This is a genomic window from Streptomyces sp. NPDC049887 (assembly GCF_040656535.1).
Classification (GTDB): domain Bacteria; phylum Actinomycetota; class Actinomycetes; order Streptomycetales; family Streptomycetaceae; genus Streptomyces.
In genome coordinates, this window is sequence record NZ_JBFAMM010000029.1 from 42,280 (window position 1) to 62,063 (window position 19,784).

At 72.6% G+C, this 19,784-nt stretch carries 15 protein-coding genes; 12 read left to right on the forward strand and 3 right to left on the reverse strand.

What is annotated here, in order from left to right:
* Window positions 1-108: 108 nt before the first annotated feature.
* Both miaB and AB0J10_RS28140 read left to right on the forward strand, forming a co-directional pair.
* A complete protein-coding gene (gene miaB / locus AB0J10_RS28135; RefSeq protein ID WP_363065260.1) occupies window positions 109-1,599 on the forward strand; it encodes a tRNA (N6-isopentenyl adenosine(37)-C2)-methylthiotransferase MiaB in 1,491 nt (496 codons plus the stop codon).
* Between the two features lie 139 nt (window positions 1,600-1,738).
* Window positions 1,739-2,455 carry a class III extradiol dioxygenase subunit B-like domain-containing protein gene (locus tag AB0J10_RS28140; protein WP_363065263.1) on the forward strand — a complete coding sequence of 239 codons (717 nt, stop codon included), beginning with the start codon at window positions 1,739-1,741 and terminating at the stop codon, window positions 2,453-2,455.
* A gap of 126 nt (window positions 2,456-2,581) precedes the next feature.
* Here AB0J10_RS28140 and AB0J10_RS28145 read toward each other — a convergent pair whose 3' ends face one another.
* Window positions 2,582-2,839 carry an antitoxin gene (locus AB0J10_RS28145; protein WP_269728039.1) on the reverse strand — a complete coding sequence of 86 codons (258 nt, stop codon included), beginning with the start codon at window positions 2,837-2,839 and terminating at the stop codon, window positions 2,582-2,584.
* Window positions 2,840-2,862: 23 nt separating this feature from the next.
* Window positions 2,863-3,204: a hypothetical protein gene (locus AB0J10_RS28150; RefSeq protein ID WP_363065265.1), complete on the reverse strand. Its 342-nt coding sequence runs from the start codon at window positions 3,202-3,204 to the stop codon at window positions 2,863-2,865.
* 225 nt (window positions 3,205-3,429) lie between these two features.
* Here AB0J10_RS28150 and miaA point away from each other — a divergent pair, with 225 nt between their 5' ends.
* The 6 genes from miaA to hflX all read left to right on the forward strand — a co-directional run bounded on the left by miaA (window position 3,430) and on the right by hflX (window position 11,583).
* Complete coding sequence (gene miaA, locus AB0J10_RS28155) at window positions 3,430-4,368, forward strand: tRNA (adenosine(37)-N6)-dimethylallyltransferase MiaA (protein ID WP_363065267.1); 939 nt, start codon at window positions 3,430-3,432, stop codon at window positions 4,366-4,368.
* A gap of 105 nt (window positions 4,369-4,473) precedes the next feature.
* Window positions 4,474-4,935: a hypothetical protein gene (locus AB0J10_RS28160; protein ID WP_363065335.1), complete on the forward strand. Its 462-nt coding sequence runs from the start codon at window positions 4,474-4,476 to the stop codon at window positions 4,933-4,935.
* A 29-nt stretch (window positions 4,936-4,964) separates the two neighbouring features.
* Window positions 4,965-5,861, forward strand: a complete 897-nt coding sequence (dapF, locus tag AB0J10_RS28165; RefSeq protein ID WP_363065269.1) for a diaminopimelate epimerase — start codon at window positions 4,965-4,967, stop codon at window positions 5,859-5,861.
* A 237-nt stretch (window positions 5,862-6,098) separates the two neighbouring features.
* Window positions 6,099-8,213 (forward strand): HD domain-containing protein, encoded by a 2,115-nt coding sequence (locus tag AB0J10_RS28170; RefSeq protein WP_363065271.1) that lies wholly within the window; start codon window positions 6,099-6,101, stop codon window positions 8,211-8,213.
* A 124-nt stretch (window positions 8,214-8,337) separates the two neighbouring features.
* On the forward strand, window positions 8,338-9,837 hold the full coding sequence (locus AB0J10_RS28175; protein WP_363065273.1) for a M1 family metallopeptidase: 1,500 nt from the start codon (window positions 8,338-8,340) through the stop codon (window positions 9,835-9,837).
* Window positions 9,838-10,092: 255 nt separating this feature from the next.
* Window positions 10,093-11,583 carry a GTPase HflX gene (gene hflX / locus AB0J10_RS28180; protein ID WP_363065275.1) on the forward strand — a complete coding sequence of 497 codons (1,491 nt, stop codon included), beginning with the start codon at window positions 10,093-10,095 and terminating at the stop codon, window positions 11,581-11,583.
* 487 nt (window positions 11,584-12,070) lie between these two features.
* On the opposite strand, the gene AB0J10_RS28185 is transcribed toward hflX, so the two are convergent.
* Window positions 12,071-13,288 (reverse strand): hypothetical protein, encoded by a 1,218-nt coding sequence (locus tag AB0J10_RS28185; RefSeq protein ID WP_363065277.1) that lies wholly within the window; start codon window positions 13,286-13,288, stop codon window positions 12,071-12,073.
* Between the two features lie 302 nt (window positions 13,289-13,590).
* Between AB0J10_RS28185 and AB0J10_RS28190 the strand changes: the two genes are divergently transcribed.
* From AB0J10_RS28190 to AB0J10_RS28205, 4 genes are all read left to right on the forward strand, one after another.
* Window positions 13,591-14,967, forward strand: coding sequence for a diaminobutyrate--2-oxoglutarate transaminase family protein (locus AB0J10_RS28190; protein WP_363065279.1), 1,377 nt, complete (start codon window positions 13,591-13,593; stop codon window positions 14,965-14,967).
* Between the two features lie 28 nt (window positions 14,968-14,995).
* Window positions 14,996-16,981, forward strand: a complete 1,986-nt coding sequence (locus AB0J10_RS28195) for an IucA/IucC family protein (protein ID WP_363065281.1) — start codon at window positions 14,996-14,998, stop codon at window positions 16,979-16,981.
* Window positions 16,982-17,084: 103 nt separating this feature from the next.
* Window positions 17,085-17,900 carry a GNAT family N-acetyltransferase gene (locus AB0J10_RS28200; RefSeq protein WP_363065283.1) on the forward strand — a complete coding sequence of 272 codons (816 nt, stop codon included), beginning with the start codon at window positions 17,085-17,087 and terminating at the stop codon, window positions 17,898-17,900.
* A 59-nt stretch (window positions 17,901-17,959) separates the two neighbouring features.
* Complete coding sequence (locus tag AB0J10_RS28205) at window positions 17,960-19,759, forward strand: IucA/IucC family siderophore biosynthesis protein (RefSeq protein ID WP_363065285.1); 1,800 nt, start codon at window positions 17,960-17,962, stop codon at window positions 19,757-19,759.
* Window positions 19,760-19,784 lie beyond the last annotated feature (25 nt).

The window sequence follows — 19,784 nt, forward strand, 5'->3', positions numbered from 1 at the left end:
TTCCGGCGCGCAAGATCGGCTCTCCCCGTCCCGCCCATGGCCCTCCCCCTCCAGCCCGGGGAACACGGGGGCGGCGGGCGGCCGCCACCCCGTACCCTGGTGTGCGAGATGAGCGCGAAGACTTACGAGGTGCGCACCTACGGGTGCCAGATGAACGTCCACGACTCCGAGCGGCTGTCCGGCCTGCTGGAGGACGCGGGCTATGTCCGGGCGCCCGAGGGCACGGGTGAGGGCGAGGCGGATGTCGTCGTCTTCAACACGTGCGCTGTCCGGGAGAACGCCGACAACAGGCTGTACGGCAATCTCGGGCGGCTCGCCCCGATGAAGGCCCGCCGGCCGGGGATGCAGATCGCCGTCGGCGGCTGCCTCGCCCAGAAGGACCGCGACACCATCGTCACCAAGGCACCCTGGGTCGACGTCGTCTTCGGCACGCACAACATCGGCAAGCTGCCCGTGCTGCTGGAGCGCGCCCGCATCCAGGAAGAGGCGCAGGTCGAGATCGCCGAGTCGCTGGAGGCGTTCCCCTCCACGCTGCCGACGCGTCGCGAGAGCGCGTACGCGGCCTGGGTGTCCATCTCCGTCGGGTGCAACAACACCTGCACGTTCTGCATCGTGCCCGCGCTGCGCGGCAAGGAGAAGGACCGCCGCCCCGGCGACATCCTCGCCGAGGTCGAGGCGCTGGTCGGCGAGGGCGTCTCGGAGATCACGCTGCTCGGCCAGAACGTCAACGCGTACGGCTCCGACATCGGCGACCGAGAGGCGTTCTCCAAGCTCCTCCGCGCCTGCGGGAGGATCGAGGGCCTCGAGCGGGTGCGCTTCACCTCCCCGCACCCGCGCGACTTCACCGACGACGTGATCGCCGCGATGGCCGAGACGTCGAACGTGATGCCGCAGCTGCACATGCCGCTCCAGTCCGGCTCCGACACGGTGCTCAAGGCGATGCGCCGCTCGTACCGGCAGGAGCGGTATCTCGGCATCATCGAGAAGGTCCGTGCCGCGATCCCGCACGCCGCCATCTCCACCGACATCATCGTGGGCTTCCCCGGCGAGACCGAGGAGGACTTCGAGCAGACGCTGCACGTCGTGCGTGAGGCCCGCTTCGCCCAGGCCTTCACCTTCCAGTACTCGAAGCGGCCCGGCACTCCGGCGGCCGAGATGGACGGTCAGATCCCGAAGGAGGTCGTCCAGGCGCGCTACGGGCGGCTGGTGGCCCTCCAGGAGGAGATCTCCTGGGAGGAGAACAAGAAGCAGGTCGGCCGGGTCCTGGAGGTCATGGTCGCCGAGGGCGAGGGCCGCAAGGACGGTGCCACGCACCGGCTGTCGGGCCGTGCGCCGGACAACCGGCTGGTCCACTTCACCAAGCCCGCGGACGAGGTCCGTCCGGGCGACGTGGTGACCGTCGAGATCACCTACGCGGCCCCGCACCACCTGCTGGCCGAGGGCGAGACGACCACCGTGCGCCGTACTCGCGCGGGTGACGCCTGGGAGAAGCGCAACGCCGCCCCGCAGCAGCCCGCCGGCGTGATGCTCGGCCTGCCGACGGTCGGCGTCCCGGCTCCGCTGCCCGCTCCGACGGGCGGCTGCTCGGCGGTCGGCTGACCCGGCGGTGAGTGGCGGGGCCGTGTCGCCGGCGCGTCCGGCGAGGCCCGGCCACCCGTGAGGGTGCTCCGGCCGCCCGTCGTGGGTCGCCGCCGGGCGTCCGCGGCCACCCGGACAGCCCGCGTACTAGGCTGCGATCATGCTTGTCGCCGCCGCCGTCTGCCCCAGTCCTCCGCTCCTCGTGCCCGAGGTGGCCGCAGGCGCCGCCTCCGAGCTCGACGCGGCCCGGACCGCGTGTGCCGACGTGCTGGGCGTGCTGGCCGCCTCCCGTCCCGAGGTGCTGTTCGTGGTGGGCCCCGCGGGCCCCGGCGAGCTGCCCGGCACCCATGCCCAGGGGACGCCCGGTTCCTTCGAGGGCTTCGGCGTCGCCTCGCCCGTGCGGCTGGGGGCCGGCGACGGGCCTGCGCCGGAGGGACGGCTGCCCGTGGCGCTGGCCGTCGGGGCCTGGCTGCTGCAACGTGCGGACTGGTCCTTCGCCCCGGTGGAGGGTCTCGCCGTGGAAGCCGATCTGGCCGCCGCGCGCTGCGTGGAGACCGGCCGGGAGCTCGCCGCACGGGCCCGGCGGGTCGCACTGCTCGTGATGGGCGACGGCAGTGCCCGCCGTACCCTCAAGGCGCCGGGATACCTGGACGAACGCGCGGCGCCGTTCGACGCGGAGGCCGCCAGGGCGCTCGGGGCGGCGGACACCGCAGTGCTCGCCGGGCTCGACGAGTCCCTCGCACGGGAGCTCCAGGCGGCCGGGCGCGCACCGTGGCAGGTCCTGGCGGGAGCCGCCGAGGGCGCCGGTCTGACGGGGCAGCTCCTCTACGAGGACGCCCCGTACGGCGTCGGGTACTTCGTCGCCGCCTGGTCCTGACACGGGACCCCGCGGCGCCCGGCACGACCGCACCGGTGCACGGCGGGGACGGGGGAGGCGGGACTTCCCCCGGGCACGGCGGACGGCCGCGGAGCCGGAGCTCCGCGGCCGTCCGCCGGCGCACTCTCAGGAAGCCGGCGGCGGGGTGCCTTCGCCGCCCTTCTGCGTGCCGTCGTCCTTGTGGGCGAGGCGGTCCAGGGCCTCCTTGGCCTTGCCGGTACCCGACTCGATCTTGTCGCTGTACTTGCCCTTGGTCCGATGGTCGACCGTCCGTGCGGCCTTGTCCAAACCGTGCTCGATCTTGTGCCCGTGGTGGTGGGCGAGGTCGGAGACCTTCTCCCGGGCGGGGGCGAGCTTGGCCTTCAGCGTGTCCATGATGCCCATGGGTCACCTTCGCTCATCCGGATCTACTTACGGGCGCCTTTCCCTGCTCCGTTGTCCGCGGCCTCGTCGACGGACTGCTGCTTCGGGATCTCGACGTGTTCCGTCCCGGAGGACCCGTCCGACGGTGCGGAACCGTCGGCCGCGCCGGAGGCTGCCGTAGCCTCCTCGGCGCCGGACACGGCGCCGGTCGCGGCCCCGCCGTCGTCCGCACCCTTCGCGGGGCCCACGGAGCCGGCTGCCTCGTCCGCCGACGCCTCCACCGACTCCTTCACCTCCACAGCGTCCTCGGCAGGTTCCCCGGCTGCGTCCTCCTGGGGACCGGCCGTCGCACGGCCGGTCGTGCCCTCCTCGGCCGACGCCTCCACAGCCCCTTTGGCTTTCCGGCGAAACCTTGCAAAAACGCCCATATCTACTCCATAGCCTACTCGTGTGGGCGAAATTCCGCGCCGTCCGAAGCGTCCCATCGCTCCGCCCCGGCGGCGCCGGTCCAGTGACCGGCGGCCGGAACCTCGCAACAGGCAACGACCCCGTGCAGGTGCCGTCACGTAGCTCGTTCGGGGACAGCCGGTGGCATTTGCGAGACTGGCCCGGTGAGAAGCGCAGCCCCCGCACCGCGGGTCATCGCCGTCGTCGGTCCCACCGCGGCCGGCAAGTCCGATCTTGGCGTCCATCTGGCCCGGCGACTCGGCGGCGAGGTCGTCAACGCCGACTCGATGCAGCTCTATCGCGGGATGGACATCGGGACCGCCAAGCTGACGGAGGAGGAGCGCGGCGGGGTTCCGCACCACCTCCTCGACATCTGGGACGTCACGGAGGCGGCGAGCGTCGCCGAGTACCAGAAGCTGGCCCGTGCGGAGATCGACCGGCTGCTCTCCGAGGGCCGTACGCCCGTCCTCGTCGGGGGATCGGGGCTGTACGTGCGCGGTGCGATCGACGCGCTGGAGTTCCCCGGTACCGATCCCGAGGTCCGCGCCCGGCTCGAGGCCGAACTGGAGGAGCGCGGCTCCGGGGTGCTGCACGCGCGCCTGGCCGGAGCCGACCCGGACGCCGCCCGCGCGATCCTGCCCAGCAACGGCCGGCGAATCGTCCGGGCCCTGGAGGTGATCGAGATCACCGGCAGGCCCTTCACCGCCAATCTGCCCGGCCACGACGCCGTGTACGACACCCTGCAGATCGGCGTCGACGTCGCCCGACCCGAACTCGACGAACGCATCGCGCTGCGGGTGGACCGCATGTGGGAGGCGGGTCTCGTCGACGAGGTGCGGACACTGGAGGCGCAGGGGCTGCGGGCCGGGCGCACCGCCTCGCGCGCGCTCGGCTACCAGCAGGTCCTCTCGGCGCTCGCGGGGGAGTGCACCGAGGAGGAGGCACGCGCCGAGACCGTGCGTGCCACCAAGCGTTTCGCGCGCCGCCAGGACTCCTGGTTCCGCCGCGATCCGCGCGTGCACTGGCTGAGTGGTGCCGCCGCGGACCGCCGGGAACTTCCGGGGCGGGCTCTCGCGTTGGTCGAACGACCGGTTACAGCCTGATCACGTGATGGCATCGGGACGCCACGGCCGTCATTCAGGTGCCCCGGGCCGTGCCATCATCGAGCATCGATCGACTAGTGGTCCGAGTTGGGAGGGCGCGTGGCGATGGAGGCCGGCCCTCGCGACAGAGAACAGCGGGCACGGAACGACCTGTCCCGTCTGAGCCCCGACGGCCCCGACGAGACCGTGGACCTGCTGGCGGACGGCGCGGACGGATCGGGCAGCGACGGCGCGGTCGAGGTGGAGCTGCGTCCGCCCCGGCGCCTCAGGATCTGGCAGCTCGCGCCCATCGTGGGCCTCGCCGCCCTCGGTTCGCTCATGTTCGCGTTCCCGCTCGCGTTCGGCTCAGGGGACGGCGGTGCGGTGGTCGCCATGCTCGGTCTGCTGATCAGCTGCTGCGCCGCGGGCTGGGGCATGATGGCCGCCCGCCGTGTCGGCCACACCTGGCCGGGCCTGCCCGAGCGGAGCTCCGGGGAGCGCCCCGACTGGCGCGTGATCGCCCTGTACCTCGTGGTGGCCGCGGCCCTCGTCGCCCTCGCCGTCTGGCGCGTGGCCCGGCTCCGCTGAGTGTCCGCACCCGCCCTTACGATGGTCGGGTGACCAGCGATGCCACCCCGACCACGCCGCCGCCCTCGCCGATCGCCTTCCTGAAGGGCCACGGGACCGAGAACGACTTCGTGATCGTCCCGGACCCCGGCAACGAGATCGAGCTGCCCGCCTCCGTGGTCGCCACGCTCTGCGACCGCCGCGCGGGCATCGGGGGCGACGGGCTGCTCCACGTCGTGCGCTCCGCCGCGCACCCCGAGGCGCGTTCTCTGGCCGGCGAGGCCGAGTGGTTCATGGACTACCGCAACGCGGACGGTTCGATCGCCGAGATGTGCGGCAACGGAGTGCGGGTGTTCGCCCACTACCTGCGGCGGGCGGGCCTGGTCGGCGCGGGTGACCTCGCGGTGGCCACGCGCGGCGGCGTCAAGCGGGTGCACATCGACAAGGACGGCGGCATCACCGTCGCCATGGGCCGAGCCCGGCTCCCCGAGGAAGGTGTCACCGTCACCGTCGACGGCCGCAGCTGGCCCGCCCGGAACGTGAACATGGGCAATCCGCACGCGGTCGCGTTCGTCGAGGACCTCGGCCACGCGGGCGGACTGCTCTCCGCGCCACCGTTCACTCCGGCCTCGGTGTATCCGGAAGGAGTGAACATCGAGTTCGTCGTGGACCGGGGCCCGCGCCATGTGGCCATGCGGGTGCACGAGCGGGGATCCGGCGAGACCCGTTCGTGCGGTACCGGCGCCTGCGCCGTCGCCGTCGCGGCGGCGCGCAGGGACGGCGCCGACCCGGCCGTGACCGGTGCCCCCGTCACGTACACGGTGGATCTCCCGGGCGGCCGGCTGGTGATCACCGAGCACCCGGACGGCGAGATCGAGATGACCGGTCCCGCCGTGATCGTCGCCGAGGGCCACATCGACCCCGCCTGGCTCGGGGTCCCGGCCTGACCGGCGCTCCACCGCGCCCGTGGACCGGGCCTCGGCCGCGTTCCCCGGCGTCCTTGCGGCACGGGCCGCACCGTCGAGGGGAACGCACATCCCCTGAACCATCGCTCGAATGGGTGATCCGATTCACGCTCGGCGAGAGCTGAACTCGGCTGCGTGGTGGGCTCGGTAGCATCAAGCACCGGCAGGCAGGGCACACCTGCTCCGCCCACCGCCGGTCGACGCTGCCGGAGGAGCCGCATGAGTGCAGAGGCCACCAACCCTGGTGCTCCCAGCCGCCGACGCGCCCGCCCCAGGCTCGACCTCCGTCGGCTGGGCAGAGCCGCGCTGCTCGGTCCGACCGCACGGGACCGGGTCCCGGACGCCATCGGCCATGTCGCGGAGGCGCACCGCGCCCACCATCCCGACGCCGATCTGACGATCCTTCGCAGAGCGTACGTACTCGCCGAGTCCTCGCACCGCGGACAGTTCCGCAAGAGCGGCGAGCCGTACATCACGCACCCGCTCGCAGTGACGCTGATCCTCGCCGAACTCGGCGCGGAGACCACGACCTTGACCGCCTCGCTGCTCCACGACACCGTGGAGGACACCGATGTGACACTCGACCAGGTGCGGGCGGAGTTCGGCGAGGAGGTCTGCTACCTCGTCGACGGCGTCACCAAACTGGAGAAGGTCGACTACGGCGCGGCCGCCGAGCCGGAGACCTTCCGCAAGATGCTCGTCGCCACCGGCAACGACGTCCGGGTCATGTCCATCAAACTCGCCGACCGGCTGCACAACATGCGCACCCTCGGTGTGATGCGGCCCGAGAAGCAGGCGCGCATCGCCAAGGTCACCCGCGACGTGCTGATCCCGCTCGCCGAGCGGCTCGGCGTCCAGGCGCTCAAGACCGAGCTGGAGGACCTGGTCTTCGCGATCCTCCACCCCGAGGAGTACGAACGCACCCGCGCGCTCATCGCGGAGAACGCCGACGCGGGGGGAGCCCTGGCCACCGTCGCCGAGAGCGCCGGAGCCGTTCTGCGGGACGCGGGGATCCCGGCCGAAGTCCTCGTCCGGCCGCGGCACTTCGTCTCCGTGCACCGCCTACGACTCAAACGCGGCGAGCTGTCGGGCACGGACTTCGGCCGCCTCCTCGTCCTCGTCGGCGAGGACGCCGACTGCTATGCCGTCCTCGGCGAACTGCACACCTGCTTCACGCCGTTGATCTCCGAGTTCAAGGACTTCATCGCCGCCCCCAAGTTCAACCTGTACCAGTCCCTGCACACGGCGGTCGCGGGCTCCGACGGAGCCGTGGCCGAAGTCCTCATCCGCACGCACCAGATGCACCGCGTCGCCGAGGCCGGGGTCGTCGCCCTCGGCAACCCCTACACGGTGGTGGACACCGCGGACGGGGGCGGTGCCGCGGGCGACGCCTCCGGCGGGGCGGACGGCGAGCGGGCCGACCCCACCAGGCCGGGCTGGCTCTCCCGGTTGCTGGAGTGGCAGGAGTCGGCCCCGGACCCCGACACTTTCTGGACCTCGCTGCAGGCGGACCTCGCCGAGGACCGCGAGATCACCGTCTTCCGCGCGGACGGCGGCACCCTCGGCCTTCCCGCCGGGGCGAGCTGCGTCGACGCCGCCTACGCGCAGTACGGCGAAGCGGCGCACGCCTGTGTCGGGGCCCGCGTAAACGGCCGGCTCGCCGCGCTGGCCACCCGTCTGGGAGACGGCGACACGGTCCAGCCGCTGCTCGCCCAGGACGCGGCATCCGGGCCCTCGCCGGACTGGCTCGACCACGCCCGTACTCCCGCGGCCCGGATCGCGATCACCAGCTGGCTCGCCGAGCACCCCGAGGCCGCCAAGCCGCAGGCCGCCGCACCCCGGGCGCCCGCGTCCACCGGCGGGGGCCGGCGGGCCGCCGCCAACGCCGTGGCCGAGGCGCCCGGCCTCCCCGACGCCACCGTCCGGCTCGCCGGATGCTGCACCCCGGTGCCGCCCGACGTGGTGACCGGATTCGCGGTCCGCGGCGGCGCGGTCACCGTGCACCGGGACGAGTGCCCGGGTGTGTCCCGCATGCGCGCCATGGGGCGGGAGCCGGTCGAGGTGCGCTGGGGCCGGGCGGCCGAGTGCCGCGTCACTCTGGTCGCCGAGGCGTTCGGCAGGCCCCGCCTCCTCGCGGACCTCACCGAGGCCATCGCCACGGCCGGGGCTGCGGTCGTCTCCGCCACCGTGGAACCGCCGAGCGAGCAGCGCGTACGCCACACCTACACGCTCCAGCTCCAGGACGCCGCCGGGCTGCCCGCGCTGATGAGGGCGATGCGCGAGGTGGCGGGGGTGTACGACGTGAGCCGCGCCCGGCACCCGGCTTCCCCCTGAGTCACCCGCCGCCGTACTCCTCCGGACCCGGGGCGACCGCCCTGCCCCGCCGCCCGACCCCTTTCGGGTGTGCGCGGAGCGAGCCGCCACGGTCCGCGTTCCCCGCGCTGGTAGCGGTGATGACATGCTGATCACCTCACGACGCCTGCGGGCGGCGCTGCTCGTCGCCGCCTCGGCCACGCTGGTCGCCGCCGTACTGCCCGGTCCCGAACCGCTGGGGATCGGGGATCCGCTGTTCCCGCACCTGGGCAATCCCGGGTACGACGTCCTCGCCTACGACATCGCCTTCACCTACCGGGGCGCCAACAGCAGGCCGCTGGACGCCGTGACGAAGATCGACGCACGGGCCACGAAGCACCTGGAGCGGATCAACCTCGACTTCACCGGCGGGACCGTACGGGCGGTCGAGGTGAACGGCAGCAGTGCCGAGTTCACGACCGCCGGCGAGGACCTGGTGATCACCCCGCGGAAGGCCGTGGACGCGGGTACCCCCCTCGCTCTCACCGTCACCCACACCAGTGATCCGAAGGGCGGGGAGACGGGCGGCTGGGTGCGCACGGCCGACGGCCTGGCGATGGCCAACCAGGCCGACGCCGCCCACCGGGTCTTCCCGTGCAACGACCACCCCGCCGACAAGGCGCACTTCACGTTCCGCATCACGGCACCCACAGGGCTGACCGCCGTGGCCAACGGCCTCCCCGTCCCGGCCGCCCGGACCGGTGCCGCCGGGCCCGCCGCCACGTCCGCCACCAGGACCTGGGTCTATCGCACCCGGCACCCCATGGCGACCGAGCTGGCCCAGGTCAGTATCGGGAAGTCGGCCGTCGTCCGCCGCGAGGGCCCGCACGGCCTGCCGCTCCGGGACGTCGTCCCCGCGGCGCAGCGGGCACGGCTCGAGCCCTGGCTCAAGAAGACCCCCGCGCACATCACGTGGATGGAGGACAAGGTCGGGCGCTACCCGTTCGAGACCTACGGAGTGCTCCTGGCGCAGGCCGAGACCGGCTTCGCCCTGGAGACCCAGACGCTGTCGCTCTTCGAGATGTCGATGTTCACCGACACCCGGTACCCCAAGTGGTACGTCGAGTCGGTCATGGTCCACGAGCTCGCCCACCAGTGGTTCGGGAACAGTGTCACACCGCGGACCTGGTCGGACCTCTGGCTCAACGAGGGGCACGCCACCTGGTACGGCTCGCTGTACGCGGAGGAGCACGCCGAGCAGCCGCTCGAGGAGCGGATGCGCGAGGCGTACACGCAGTCCGACGGCTGGCGCGCCGCAGGCGGGCCCCCGGCCGCCCCTAAGCCGGCGGCACCCGGCCGGCAGCTGGGGCTGTTCCGGCCGATCGTGTACGACGGCAGTGCGCTGGTCCTCTACGCCCTGCGACAGGAGATCGGCAAGGACGCGTTCGAGACGCTGGAGCGGGCCTGGGTCGCGGAGCACCGGGACGGCACGGCGACGACGGCCGACTTCACCGCCCTCGCCCAGCGGATCTCGGGCCGCGACCTGACCGGGTTCTTCAGGGGCTGGCTTTACGGGGCGAAGACCCCGAGGATGCCCGGGCACCCGGACTGGCGCAGTGAGGCCCCGTCCACCCGGCGAAATGCCGCACCCGCCGCGAAGCACTGAGCCTCCACGGCGCTCCCGGGCACGGGGGAGGGGCGTCAAAACCGGGGTGACGGCCGCAGGGGCGCCGTGGGACCATCGACAGGTCGGCGGCGCCGCCGGGCACGCCTCCCCGGAGAGGGGCGGGCCCGCCCGACGGTCCCTCCGCCCCGGCGCGGCACACCGGGAATGTTCCGGGACCGTGACGCGTTGTGACAATCGCGGGAGAATGCCGAGCGCATACGGTCCGCATCAGCTTTCCATCGACGTAAGGATCCAATGACCTCCTCTTCATCCACTTCCCAGGACGCACAGAGCTTCGCGGAGACCACCCGCACCGAGAGCCTTCGGGCCGATGCCCTGATGGAAGAGGACGTCGCCTGGAGCCACGGGATCGACGGAGAGCGGGACGGCGACCAGTTCGACCGCTCCGACCGTGCCGCGCTGCGGCGTGTGGCGGGCCTCTCCACCGAGCTCGAGGACGTCACCGAGGTCGAGTACCGGCAGCTGCGCCTCGAGCGCGTCGTGCTCGTCGGCGTGTGGACCTCCGGGACCGTCCAGGACGCGGAGAACTCCCTCGCGGAGCTCGCCGCCCTCGCCGAGACGGCGGGAGCTCTCGTGCTCGACGGTGTGATCCAGCGCCGCGACAAGCCGGACCCGGCCACGTACATCGGTTCGGGCAAGGCCAACGAGCTGCGCGACATCGTGCTCGAGAGCGGGGCCGACACCGTGGTCTGCGACGGTGAGCTCAGCCCGGGCCAGCTGATCCACCTCGAGGACATCGTCAAGGTCAAGGTGGTCGACCGGACCGCCCTGATCCTCGACATCTTCGCCCAGCACGCCAAGTCCCGGGAGGGCAAGGCGCAGGTGGCCCTGGCGCAGATGCAGTACATGCTGCCCCGGCTGCGCGGCTGGGGCCAGTCGATGTCCCGGCAGATGGGCGGCGGCAGCGGCGGCATGGCCACCCGGGGCCCCGGTGAGACCAAGATCGAGACGGACCGGCGCCGGATCCGCGAGAAGATGGCGAAGATGCGCCGGGAGATCGCGGACATGAAGACCGGCCGCGAGATCAAGCGCCAGGAGCGCAAGCGTCACAAGGTTCCGTCCGTGGCGATCGCCGGCTACACCAACGCGGGCAAGTCCTCGCTGCTCAACCGCCTCACCGGCGCCGGCGTCCTGGTGGAGAACGCGCTGTTCGCCACCCTGGACCCGACCGTGCGACGGGCCGAGACCCCGAGCGGCAGGCTCTACACGCTGGCCGACACCGTCGGATTCGTCCGGCACCTTCCGCACCACCTCGTCGAGGCGTTCCGTTCCACGATGGAGGAGGTCGGCGAGTCCGACCTCATCCTGCACGTGGTCGACGGCTCGCATCCCGCGCCGGAGGAGCAGCTCGCCGCCGTGCGCGAGGTGATCCGGGACGTCGGCGCGGTGGACGTGCCGGAGATCGTCGTGATCAACAAGGCGGACGCGGCCGATCCGCTCGTACTGCAGCGCCTGCTGCGCATCGAGCGGCACGCCATCGCCGTCTCGGCCCGTACGGGCGCGGGGATCGACGAACTCCTCGCGATCATCGACGCCGAACTGCCGCGCCCTCAGGTCGAGATCGAGGCCCTGCTGCCGTACACCCAGGGAGCGCTCGTCTCGCGCGTCCACGCCGACGGCGAGGTGCTGTCGGAGGAGCACACCCTGGAGGGCACCCTGCTCAAGGCGCGGGTGCACGAGGAACTCGCGGCAGTGCTGGGACCGTACGTCCCGGCGACGCGCTGAGCCGTCCGCGGTCGGCACCGCCCGACGGCGCCTGCGAAGGCCCGCCCCTCCCGGGGCGGGCCTTCATGGGGCGCGGGGCGCGTGTTGCGGTGCCCTTCGGGGCGGGGCGGTGGCCCCGCGCCGGACAGCGCGGCCCGAAAGCCGGCGGATCACCTGAGCGCGAAGCTCCCGCTCATCGTCGTGCTGGCTCCCCTCGCCGGGGCGCTGTCCTGCGTGCGGTCCGCCATGAACGTGTCGCCGCCTGTGCGCGCGGGGGACGGGGTCATCCGGTCGACCGCCCTCGTGGTGCGAACCACTCCCGGGTCGGCCCCTCCGCGCGGCCGCCGTGCCCACCACCTGCACGGAGCCTCCACGCACGAGCCGTGGGGAGCTTCCGCCCGCGCCGGCCACCGGCGGGGCCGAACCGCTGTCACCGCCTCGAACGAGGCCCCTCCCGCGGCAGCGCCGGAAGGCCCCGGAGAGTCCGGGGCCCCGCGACCGCGCGCGACTACCGCCCCGCGAACTTCCTGCTTACCGCGTCGTAGACGTCCTTGGCCTCCTCGCCGAGGCGCGGTCCGGCGAGCCAGCCCGCCGTCACCGGGCCGATCGAGGTGTTCGAGACCAGCGCGGGCTTGCCGTCCCTGCCGGCCGCGACCCAGCCACCGCCGGACGAACCACCGGTCATGGTGCAGCCGATGCGGTACATCGTCGGCTCCTCGGCCCTCAGTGACAGCCGGCCGGGCTTGTCCTCGCACTGGAACATCCGCTCGCCGTCGAACGGCGGCGCCGCCGGGAAGCCCGTCGCCCTCATGCTGCCCACCTTCGGCACGGCGGGGGCGTTGAAGTCGACCGGAAGCGCCGAACCTACCGTCTCCTCGAGGGACTTGCCGTTGCCGCCCTTCTCGGGCGTCACATGGATCACGGCGAAGTCGTACGGCGCACCCTGGCCGCCCGTGGCGGCGCCCTGCGAGATCCACTGCTCGGAGGTCTGCGCCCAGTCGCCCCACCACACGCCGTAGGGGGCCACCTGCTCCTTCGTGTCCCCCTTGGTGGAGGTCTTCGCACTGTTGTTGTACGAGGGGACGAAGGCGATGTTGCGGTACCAGCCGCCCTGCTTGCCCGCGTGGACGCAGTGGCCCGCGGTCCACACCATGTTGGACTTTCCGGGGTTGGCCGGGTCCTTCACGACGGTCGCGGAGCAGACCATGGAGCCCTTGGGGCCGTCGAAGAAGACCTTCCCGGCCTCGGGGGCGTTGCCGTGGTAGGGCGCGGCGACCGCCGCGGCCTCGACCGGCTGCGGCGTCGGGTCGGTGACACCCTCGTCACCTGAGATGTCCTCCTCCTCGACCGGCTTGGCGGGCTCCTCGGCCTCACGCATCCGGTCCGGGTCCCAGAGGTCCTCGATGATCGGGTTGACGAAGTCCTTGGCCTCCCGGAGCCAGGTGTCCTTGTCCCAGTTCTTCCACTCGCCGTCGCGCCACTTGTCCAGGTCGATCCCGTGCTCCTTGAGCCGGTCCTTGAGGTCGTCCGGGATCGTGATCTTCCCGTCGGTGGCACCGCCGGCCGCCGCCGGGGCACTCGGCTTGTCCGAAGCGCCGTCCTCACCGGGGCCGCAGGCCGTTGCCGTCAGCACGAGCGCGGCCGCGAGCGCGCCCGCCGCGAGTATCGGCCTGCGAGCGGCGTTCTCCCCCCGGCGTGCGGCGAAGATCGGGCGATTGGGTCGCATGTGGTGATCCCCCTGGGACTTCATCAGTTACGTGCGTACGGAACGAGATTGCCTGCGCACACCCCGGCGACGCTGCCGGTGCCGCTGCGCGGCCCCCCACTATGCCGGTGCCGTCGGGGACGGTGAGCGGCAGGGCCGTGGTTCCCGGGCGCGAGGATCTTCCGGAATGACCGTGATCCCCCGCTCCCGTCGTCGTTGGTACGGACGGGGGACGCGGGCTTCCAGCGTTCACCGTCGTGCCGCGGCGGTCGACCGCCGTACCGAGGCGCGACACAACCGTGACAGTCGGAGGACGAACAACCGTGGCCGTGACCGAACCCGCTCCGCCGGCACAGCCCGTCGCGCACGAAGGCATCCTGCGCCGCCAGTCGCTCCGTGAGTCGGCGGCACGGACCTACGCCCGCTCGCTGCCCATCGTCCCGGTACGGGCCAGGGGGCTGACGATCGAGGGGGCGGACGGACGGCGGTACCTCGACTGCCTCTCGGGCGCCGGGACCCTCGCCCTCGGCCACAACCACCCCGTCGTACTGGAAGCGATCAAGAAGGTGCTCGCCTCGGGAGCGCCGCTGCACGTCCTCGATCTCGCCACCCCGGTCAAGGACGCCTTCACCACCGAGCTGTTCGCCACGCTGCCGCGACCGCTCGCCGACGACGCCCGCGTGCAGTTCTGCGGGCCGGCCGGCACGGACGCCGTCGAAGCCGCCCTCAAGCTGGTCCGCACCGCGACGGGCCGCACCGGGCTGCTCGCGTTCACCGGCGCGTACCACGGCATGACTGCCGGGGCCCTCGACGCCTCGGGAGGTGCGGCGGACGTCCGGGTGACGAGGCTCCCCTATCCGCAGAACTACCGCTGCCCCTTCGGTGTCGGAGGCGAACGGGGCGCCGAACTCGCCGCCCGGTGGACCGAGAACCTGCTGGACGATCCCAAGGGCGGTGTCCCGACTCCCGCCGGCATGATCCTCGAACCGGTGCAGGGCGAGGGCGGTGTGATCCCCGCCCCCGACGGCTGGCTGCGACGGATGCGCGAGCTCACCGCGTCCCGTTCCATCCCGCTGATCGCCGACGAGGTGCAGACGGGGGTGGGTCGCACCGGAGCCTTCTGGGCGGTCGAGCACAGCGGGATCGTCCCCGACGTGATGGTGCTGTCCAAGGCCATCGGCGGTTCCCTCCCGCTCGCCGTGATCGTCTACCGCGCCGATCTGGACGTCTGGCAGCCCGGCGCCCACGCCGGCACCTTCCGGGGAAACCAGCTCGCCATGGCGGCCGGCGCGGCCACCCTGGCCTTCGTCCGGGAGAACCGGCTGGCCGAGCGGGCTGCCACCCTCGGCACACGCATGCTGGGGCAGCTCCAGGGCCTCGCCGCCACCCACCGATCCATCGGCGACGTACGCGGCCGGGGGCTGATGATCGGTGTCGAACTGGTGAATCCCGACGTCGACGACCCGCAGGCCGACGTCCCGCCTGCGGACCCCGTCCTCGCCGCCGCCGTGCAGCGGGAATGCCTGCGCCGCGGGCTCATCGTCGAACTCGGCGGACGACACTCCGGGGTCGTCCGACTGCTGCCTCCCCTCACGCTCACCGACGAGCAGGCCCAGGCGGTCCTCGACCGTTTCGCCGACTCCCTGGAAGCGGCCGTGTGCGCACCGCACCGCCGCAACGACACCGGACCGTCTCTGTGATCCCGGACGACACCACAAGGAAGTCCCCGTGAACCCCACCCCCGCTGCCGACACCCCAGAGCCCGACGCCCGTACCACCGCGGGCCACCACCCGGGGCAGAACGGGACGACGGCCGCCCCCCTCGCGGTCGAGCCGGCGACGGTACCGAGGCAGGCCTCCGGGTCGTCCGAGGACCATGAAGCCGGTCCCGCCACGGGCCCGGCCGAAGTCCCCGCCGGAGCCCACCCGGGCACCGCGGCCGACCCGCTCGACCACCCCGATCCGCTGAAGGCCGCCGACGCGGGCGCCGTGGAGAACCTTCTGCGCTGCTGGGTCAGGGAGAACGACCTCCCCAGGCCCACCGGGGCGTCCCTGCGCATTCCGCTCCGGGCCAGCGGCACAGCCCTGCTCGTCCCCGTCCTCCACTGGTCCCTCACCGGCTGGCACCGTTTCGGACCGCCCGCACTGGAGGGTGCTCCGGCGGGCGCCCCTCCGGCCGACGCCGTCACCGTCGCGGCCCTCCTCACCCGTGAGCCGGGCGCCGACGGCAGCGCGCCCGGATCCGGAAGCCGTGTGCCGATGGATGGTGAAGGCCGCCGGTCCGAGGCGGTCGACCTCGCCGGACGCGTCGCGGACTCCGTCCGCCGTACGGCCGGCTTCATCGAGGACCGGCGCCGGCGCCCCGGCCCCCAGCACGGGGCCGACCTCTTTCTCACCGCCGAGCAGTCACTGATCCCGGGCCATCCGCTCCACCCCACACCCAAGAGCCGCGAAGGGCTCACCGACGCCGAAGCCCGGCTCTACTCACCTGAGTTGCACGGCTCCTTCCCGCTCCACTGGCTGGCCGTCCACCGGGACGTGCTCTCCTGCGACTCGGCCTGGACGGAAGAGGGCCGCACCGTGCCCGCCGAGCGGCTCACCTCCCGGCTCGCCGGCGACCTCCCCCTCCCTCCCGGAACCGTCGCCCTGCCGCTGCACCCCTGGCAGGCCCGGGAAGTGGCCCACCGCCCCGAAGTCGCCGCGCTGTTCGACGCGGGACTGCTCCACGACCTGGGCCCCGCAGGTGAGCCCTGGCACCCCACCTCGTCCGTCCGCACCGTGCATCAGCCCGGCGCACCGGCCATGCTCAAGCTCTCGCTCGGCGTACGCATCACCAACTCCCGTCGTGAGAACCTCCGCAAGGAACTCCACCGAGGCGTCGAGGTCCACCGCCTTCTCCGCAGCGGCCTGGGCACGCAGTGGCGGACCGCGCACCCCCGTTTCGACATCGTCCGTGACCCCGCATGGCTCGCCGTGGACACCCCGCACGGAACGCCACTGCCCGGACTCGACGTCATGATCCGGCACAACCCGTTCGGCGCCGGTGACGACGCCGTCTGCCTCGCGGGTCTCACCGCCCCCCGGCCCTGGCCGGGCCGGACGGGCAGCCACTCGCGTCTCGCCGAGGTCATCGGCGGTCTCGCCGCCCGCACGGGCCGCCCCACCGGTGCCGTCGCCGCCGAGTGGTTCCTGCGCTACCTCGACCAGGTCGTGCGCCCGGTGCTGTGGCTGGATGCCACGGCCGGTGTCGCCCTCGAAGCCCATCAGCAGAACACCCTGGTGATCATCGACCCGCAGGGCTGGCCCGCCGGCGGCCGCTACCGCGACAACCAGGGCTACTACTTCCGCGAGTCGCGCCGCGCCGAACTCGACCACCGGCTTCCCGGTATCGGCACCCGCAGCGACACCTTCGTCGACGACGCCGTCACGGACGAACGCTTCGCCTACTACCTCGGCATCAACAACGTCCTCGGTCTCATCGGCGCATTCGGGTCGCAACGGCTCGCCGACGAACGCGTGCTCCTCGCCGCCTTCCGGCGCTTCCTCGACTCCGTCCGCCACCTCGGCTCTCCGCTGCCCGCGCAGCTCCTGGAGAGCTCCACCCTGCGGTGCAAGGCGAACCTCCTCACCCGGCTGCACGGCCTCGACGAGCTCGTCGGCCCCGTCGACACCCAGTCCGTCTACGTCACCATCAGCAACCCCCTCCACTCCTGAACGACATCCCCCGACGGGATCCCGTCTCCCAAGGAACCGGCCGGCCAGGACGGGCACCCCCGACGACCGACCCGTCCGAACTGCCGAGAGGAGAGCGCCACCCTTGCCTCCCACCGACGCGAGCACCGACACCAGCGGCTCCACCCCCTCGACCAGTGGCTCCACCCCCTCCACCGCCGGCGGGGTGGAGGACACCCTCGAACTGCGGCTGCCCGAGGAACTCGCGGCGCTCTTCGAACAGGACCGGCAACCGGGCTCCCGGACGCCGGCGGACGAGGACCCCCCGGGCGCGGCGCCCCGGGAGGGCCCCGTGGGCAAGCTTCCCGACCACGCACCGTTCCCCGGCGAGGACCTGCTGGACGGCCTCTCCGACTGGGGTGCCGTCCCTACTCCCATCGGCTCCTTCCAGCTCGTGCCCGTCCGGATCGAGCGCGATCTGCGGTTGATCAGCCGCTGGATGAACGACCCCGCCGTCGCGGCCTTCTGGGAGCTCGGCGGACCGGAGTCCGTCACCGAGGCCCACCTCGGCGGTCAGCTGGCGGGAGACGGCCGCAGCGTCCCCTGCCTCGGCGTGCTCGACGGCGTGCCGACGGGCTACTTCGAGATCTACCGCGCCGACCTCGATCCGCTCGCCCGTCACTACCCCGCCCGGCCCCATGACACCGGCATCCACCTGCTCATCGGCGGTGTCGCCGACCGCGGCCGCGGCGTCGGCACGATCCTGCTCCGGGCCGCGGCCGATCACGTGCTCGACCACCGGCCCCGCTGCGGACGCGTCGTCGCCGAACCCGACCTGCGCAACACCCCTTCCGTCTCCGCCTTCCTCAGCGCCGGCTTCCGCTTCTCCGCCGAAGTCGACCTGCCGGACAAGCGAGCCGCGCTCATGGTCCGCGACAGAGCGCTGGGCACAGTGCTGTGACCGACCCGCTGCCCTGCATACACCACTCGAATCGCATCGGTTCCATCCGAGGAGTCCCCGTGCCGAAGTCCCCTGCCACCGCTGACTCCGACGAGCCGACCGCCCTGCTCGCGCCGGCCGAGCTCAACCCGGAGACCTGGCAACGGGCGTCGGTCCGTCTGCTCGCCAAGACGCTCGGTGAGTTCGCCTACGAGGAGATCATCGAGCCGCTGCCCCAGGGCCTCGGCGACGGCTACGCACTCCGCCTCGACGAAGGGGAGAACCTCACCTTCCGGGCCCGGCGGGGCGCCTACGGCAGCTGGAAGGTCGACCCCGAGTCCGTGCGGTGCGACGGAATCCCGTTCACCGATCCGCTCCGCTTCCTGACGGCCGCCCGCCACCTCCTCGCGCTCGACGGCGCCACGCTCGGCCACCTCGTCCGCGAGCTGAGCACGACCCTGGCCGCCGACTGCAGACTCGACCACACAGCACTCCCCGCCGCCCGGCTCGCCGACCTCGACTACGCCTCCCTGGAGGGCCATCAGACGGGACACCCCTGGCTGGTCCTCAACAAGGGCCGCCTCGGCTTCTCCGCCCGGGACACCGCCCGCTGGGCTCCCGAGGCGCGGAATCAGGCCCGGCTCCCGTGGATCGCCGTCAGTACCCGCCTCGCCGCCTACCGAGGCGTGCGGGGCCTCGACACGCCCGAGCTCCTCTATGCCGCGGAGCTCGACGCTCCGGTGCGCCGGGCCTTCACGGCCACACTGACGGACCGCGGCCTCGACCCCTCCGACTACCTCCTGCTGCCCGTGCACCCCTGGCAGTGGGACCAGGTGCTTCTGCCCCTCTACGCCCCGTCGGTCGCCCGCGGCGAGATCGTCCCGCTCACCACGGACGGCGACCTGCGGCTCCCACAGCAGTCCATCCGCACCTTCCTCAACACCAGCCGACCCGAACGGCACACCGTCAAGCTCCCGCTGTCCGTGCTCAACACCCTCGTCTGGCGGGGGCTGCCCACCGAGCGCACGCTCGCCGCGCCTGCCGTCACCTCATGGGTCCACGGACTGCGCGACCACGACCCCTTCCTCCGCGACGAGTGCGGAGTGATCCTGCTGGGGGAGGTGGCCTCGGTCACCGTCGAGCACCCGCACTACGACCGGCTGCCCGAGGTGCCCTACCAGTACAAGGAACTGCTGGGCGCCATCTGGCGGGAGCCCCTGCGGCTGCCCGCCGGGGAGCGGGCCCGCACCCTCGCCTCGCTCCTGCACACCGACCCCGCAGGCCGCGCCTTCAGCGCCGAACTGGTCGAACGCTCCGGGCTGGCTCCCGCCACCTGGCTGCGTCACCTCTTCGCCGCCCTGCTCCCGCCCCTGCTGCACTTCCTCTACCGCTACGGCACGGTCTTCTCCCCCCACGGGGAGAACGCCATCGTGGTCTTCGACGACCACGACGTGCCCGTACGCCTCGCGATCAAGGACTTCGTCGACGACGTGAACGTCAGCGCCACGGACCTGCCGGAACTGGGCACCATGCCCGACGACGTGCGCGCGGTCCTGCTCTCGGAGGAGCCCGCCTTCCTCACCCAGTTCATCCACTCCGGTCTCTTCGTCGGGGTGTTCCGCCATCTCGCCCCGCTGTGCGAGGAGCAACTGGGCGTACCGGAGTCCCGGTTCTGGTCCCTCGTCCGTGCGGAGATTCTGCGCCACCAGTCCCGCTTCCCCGAGCTCAAGGACCGCTACGAGCTGTTCGACCTGCTCACTCCGCGTATCGAGCGCCTCTGCCTGAACCGCAACCGGCTCCACCTCGACGGCTACCGCGACCGTTCCCGGCGTCCGCACGCCGCCGTCCACGGCACGGTCCGCAACCCTCTGAGCCTGTGATGTCGCAGCGCTCCGGCCGGGACCG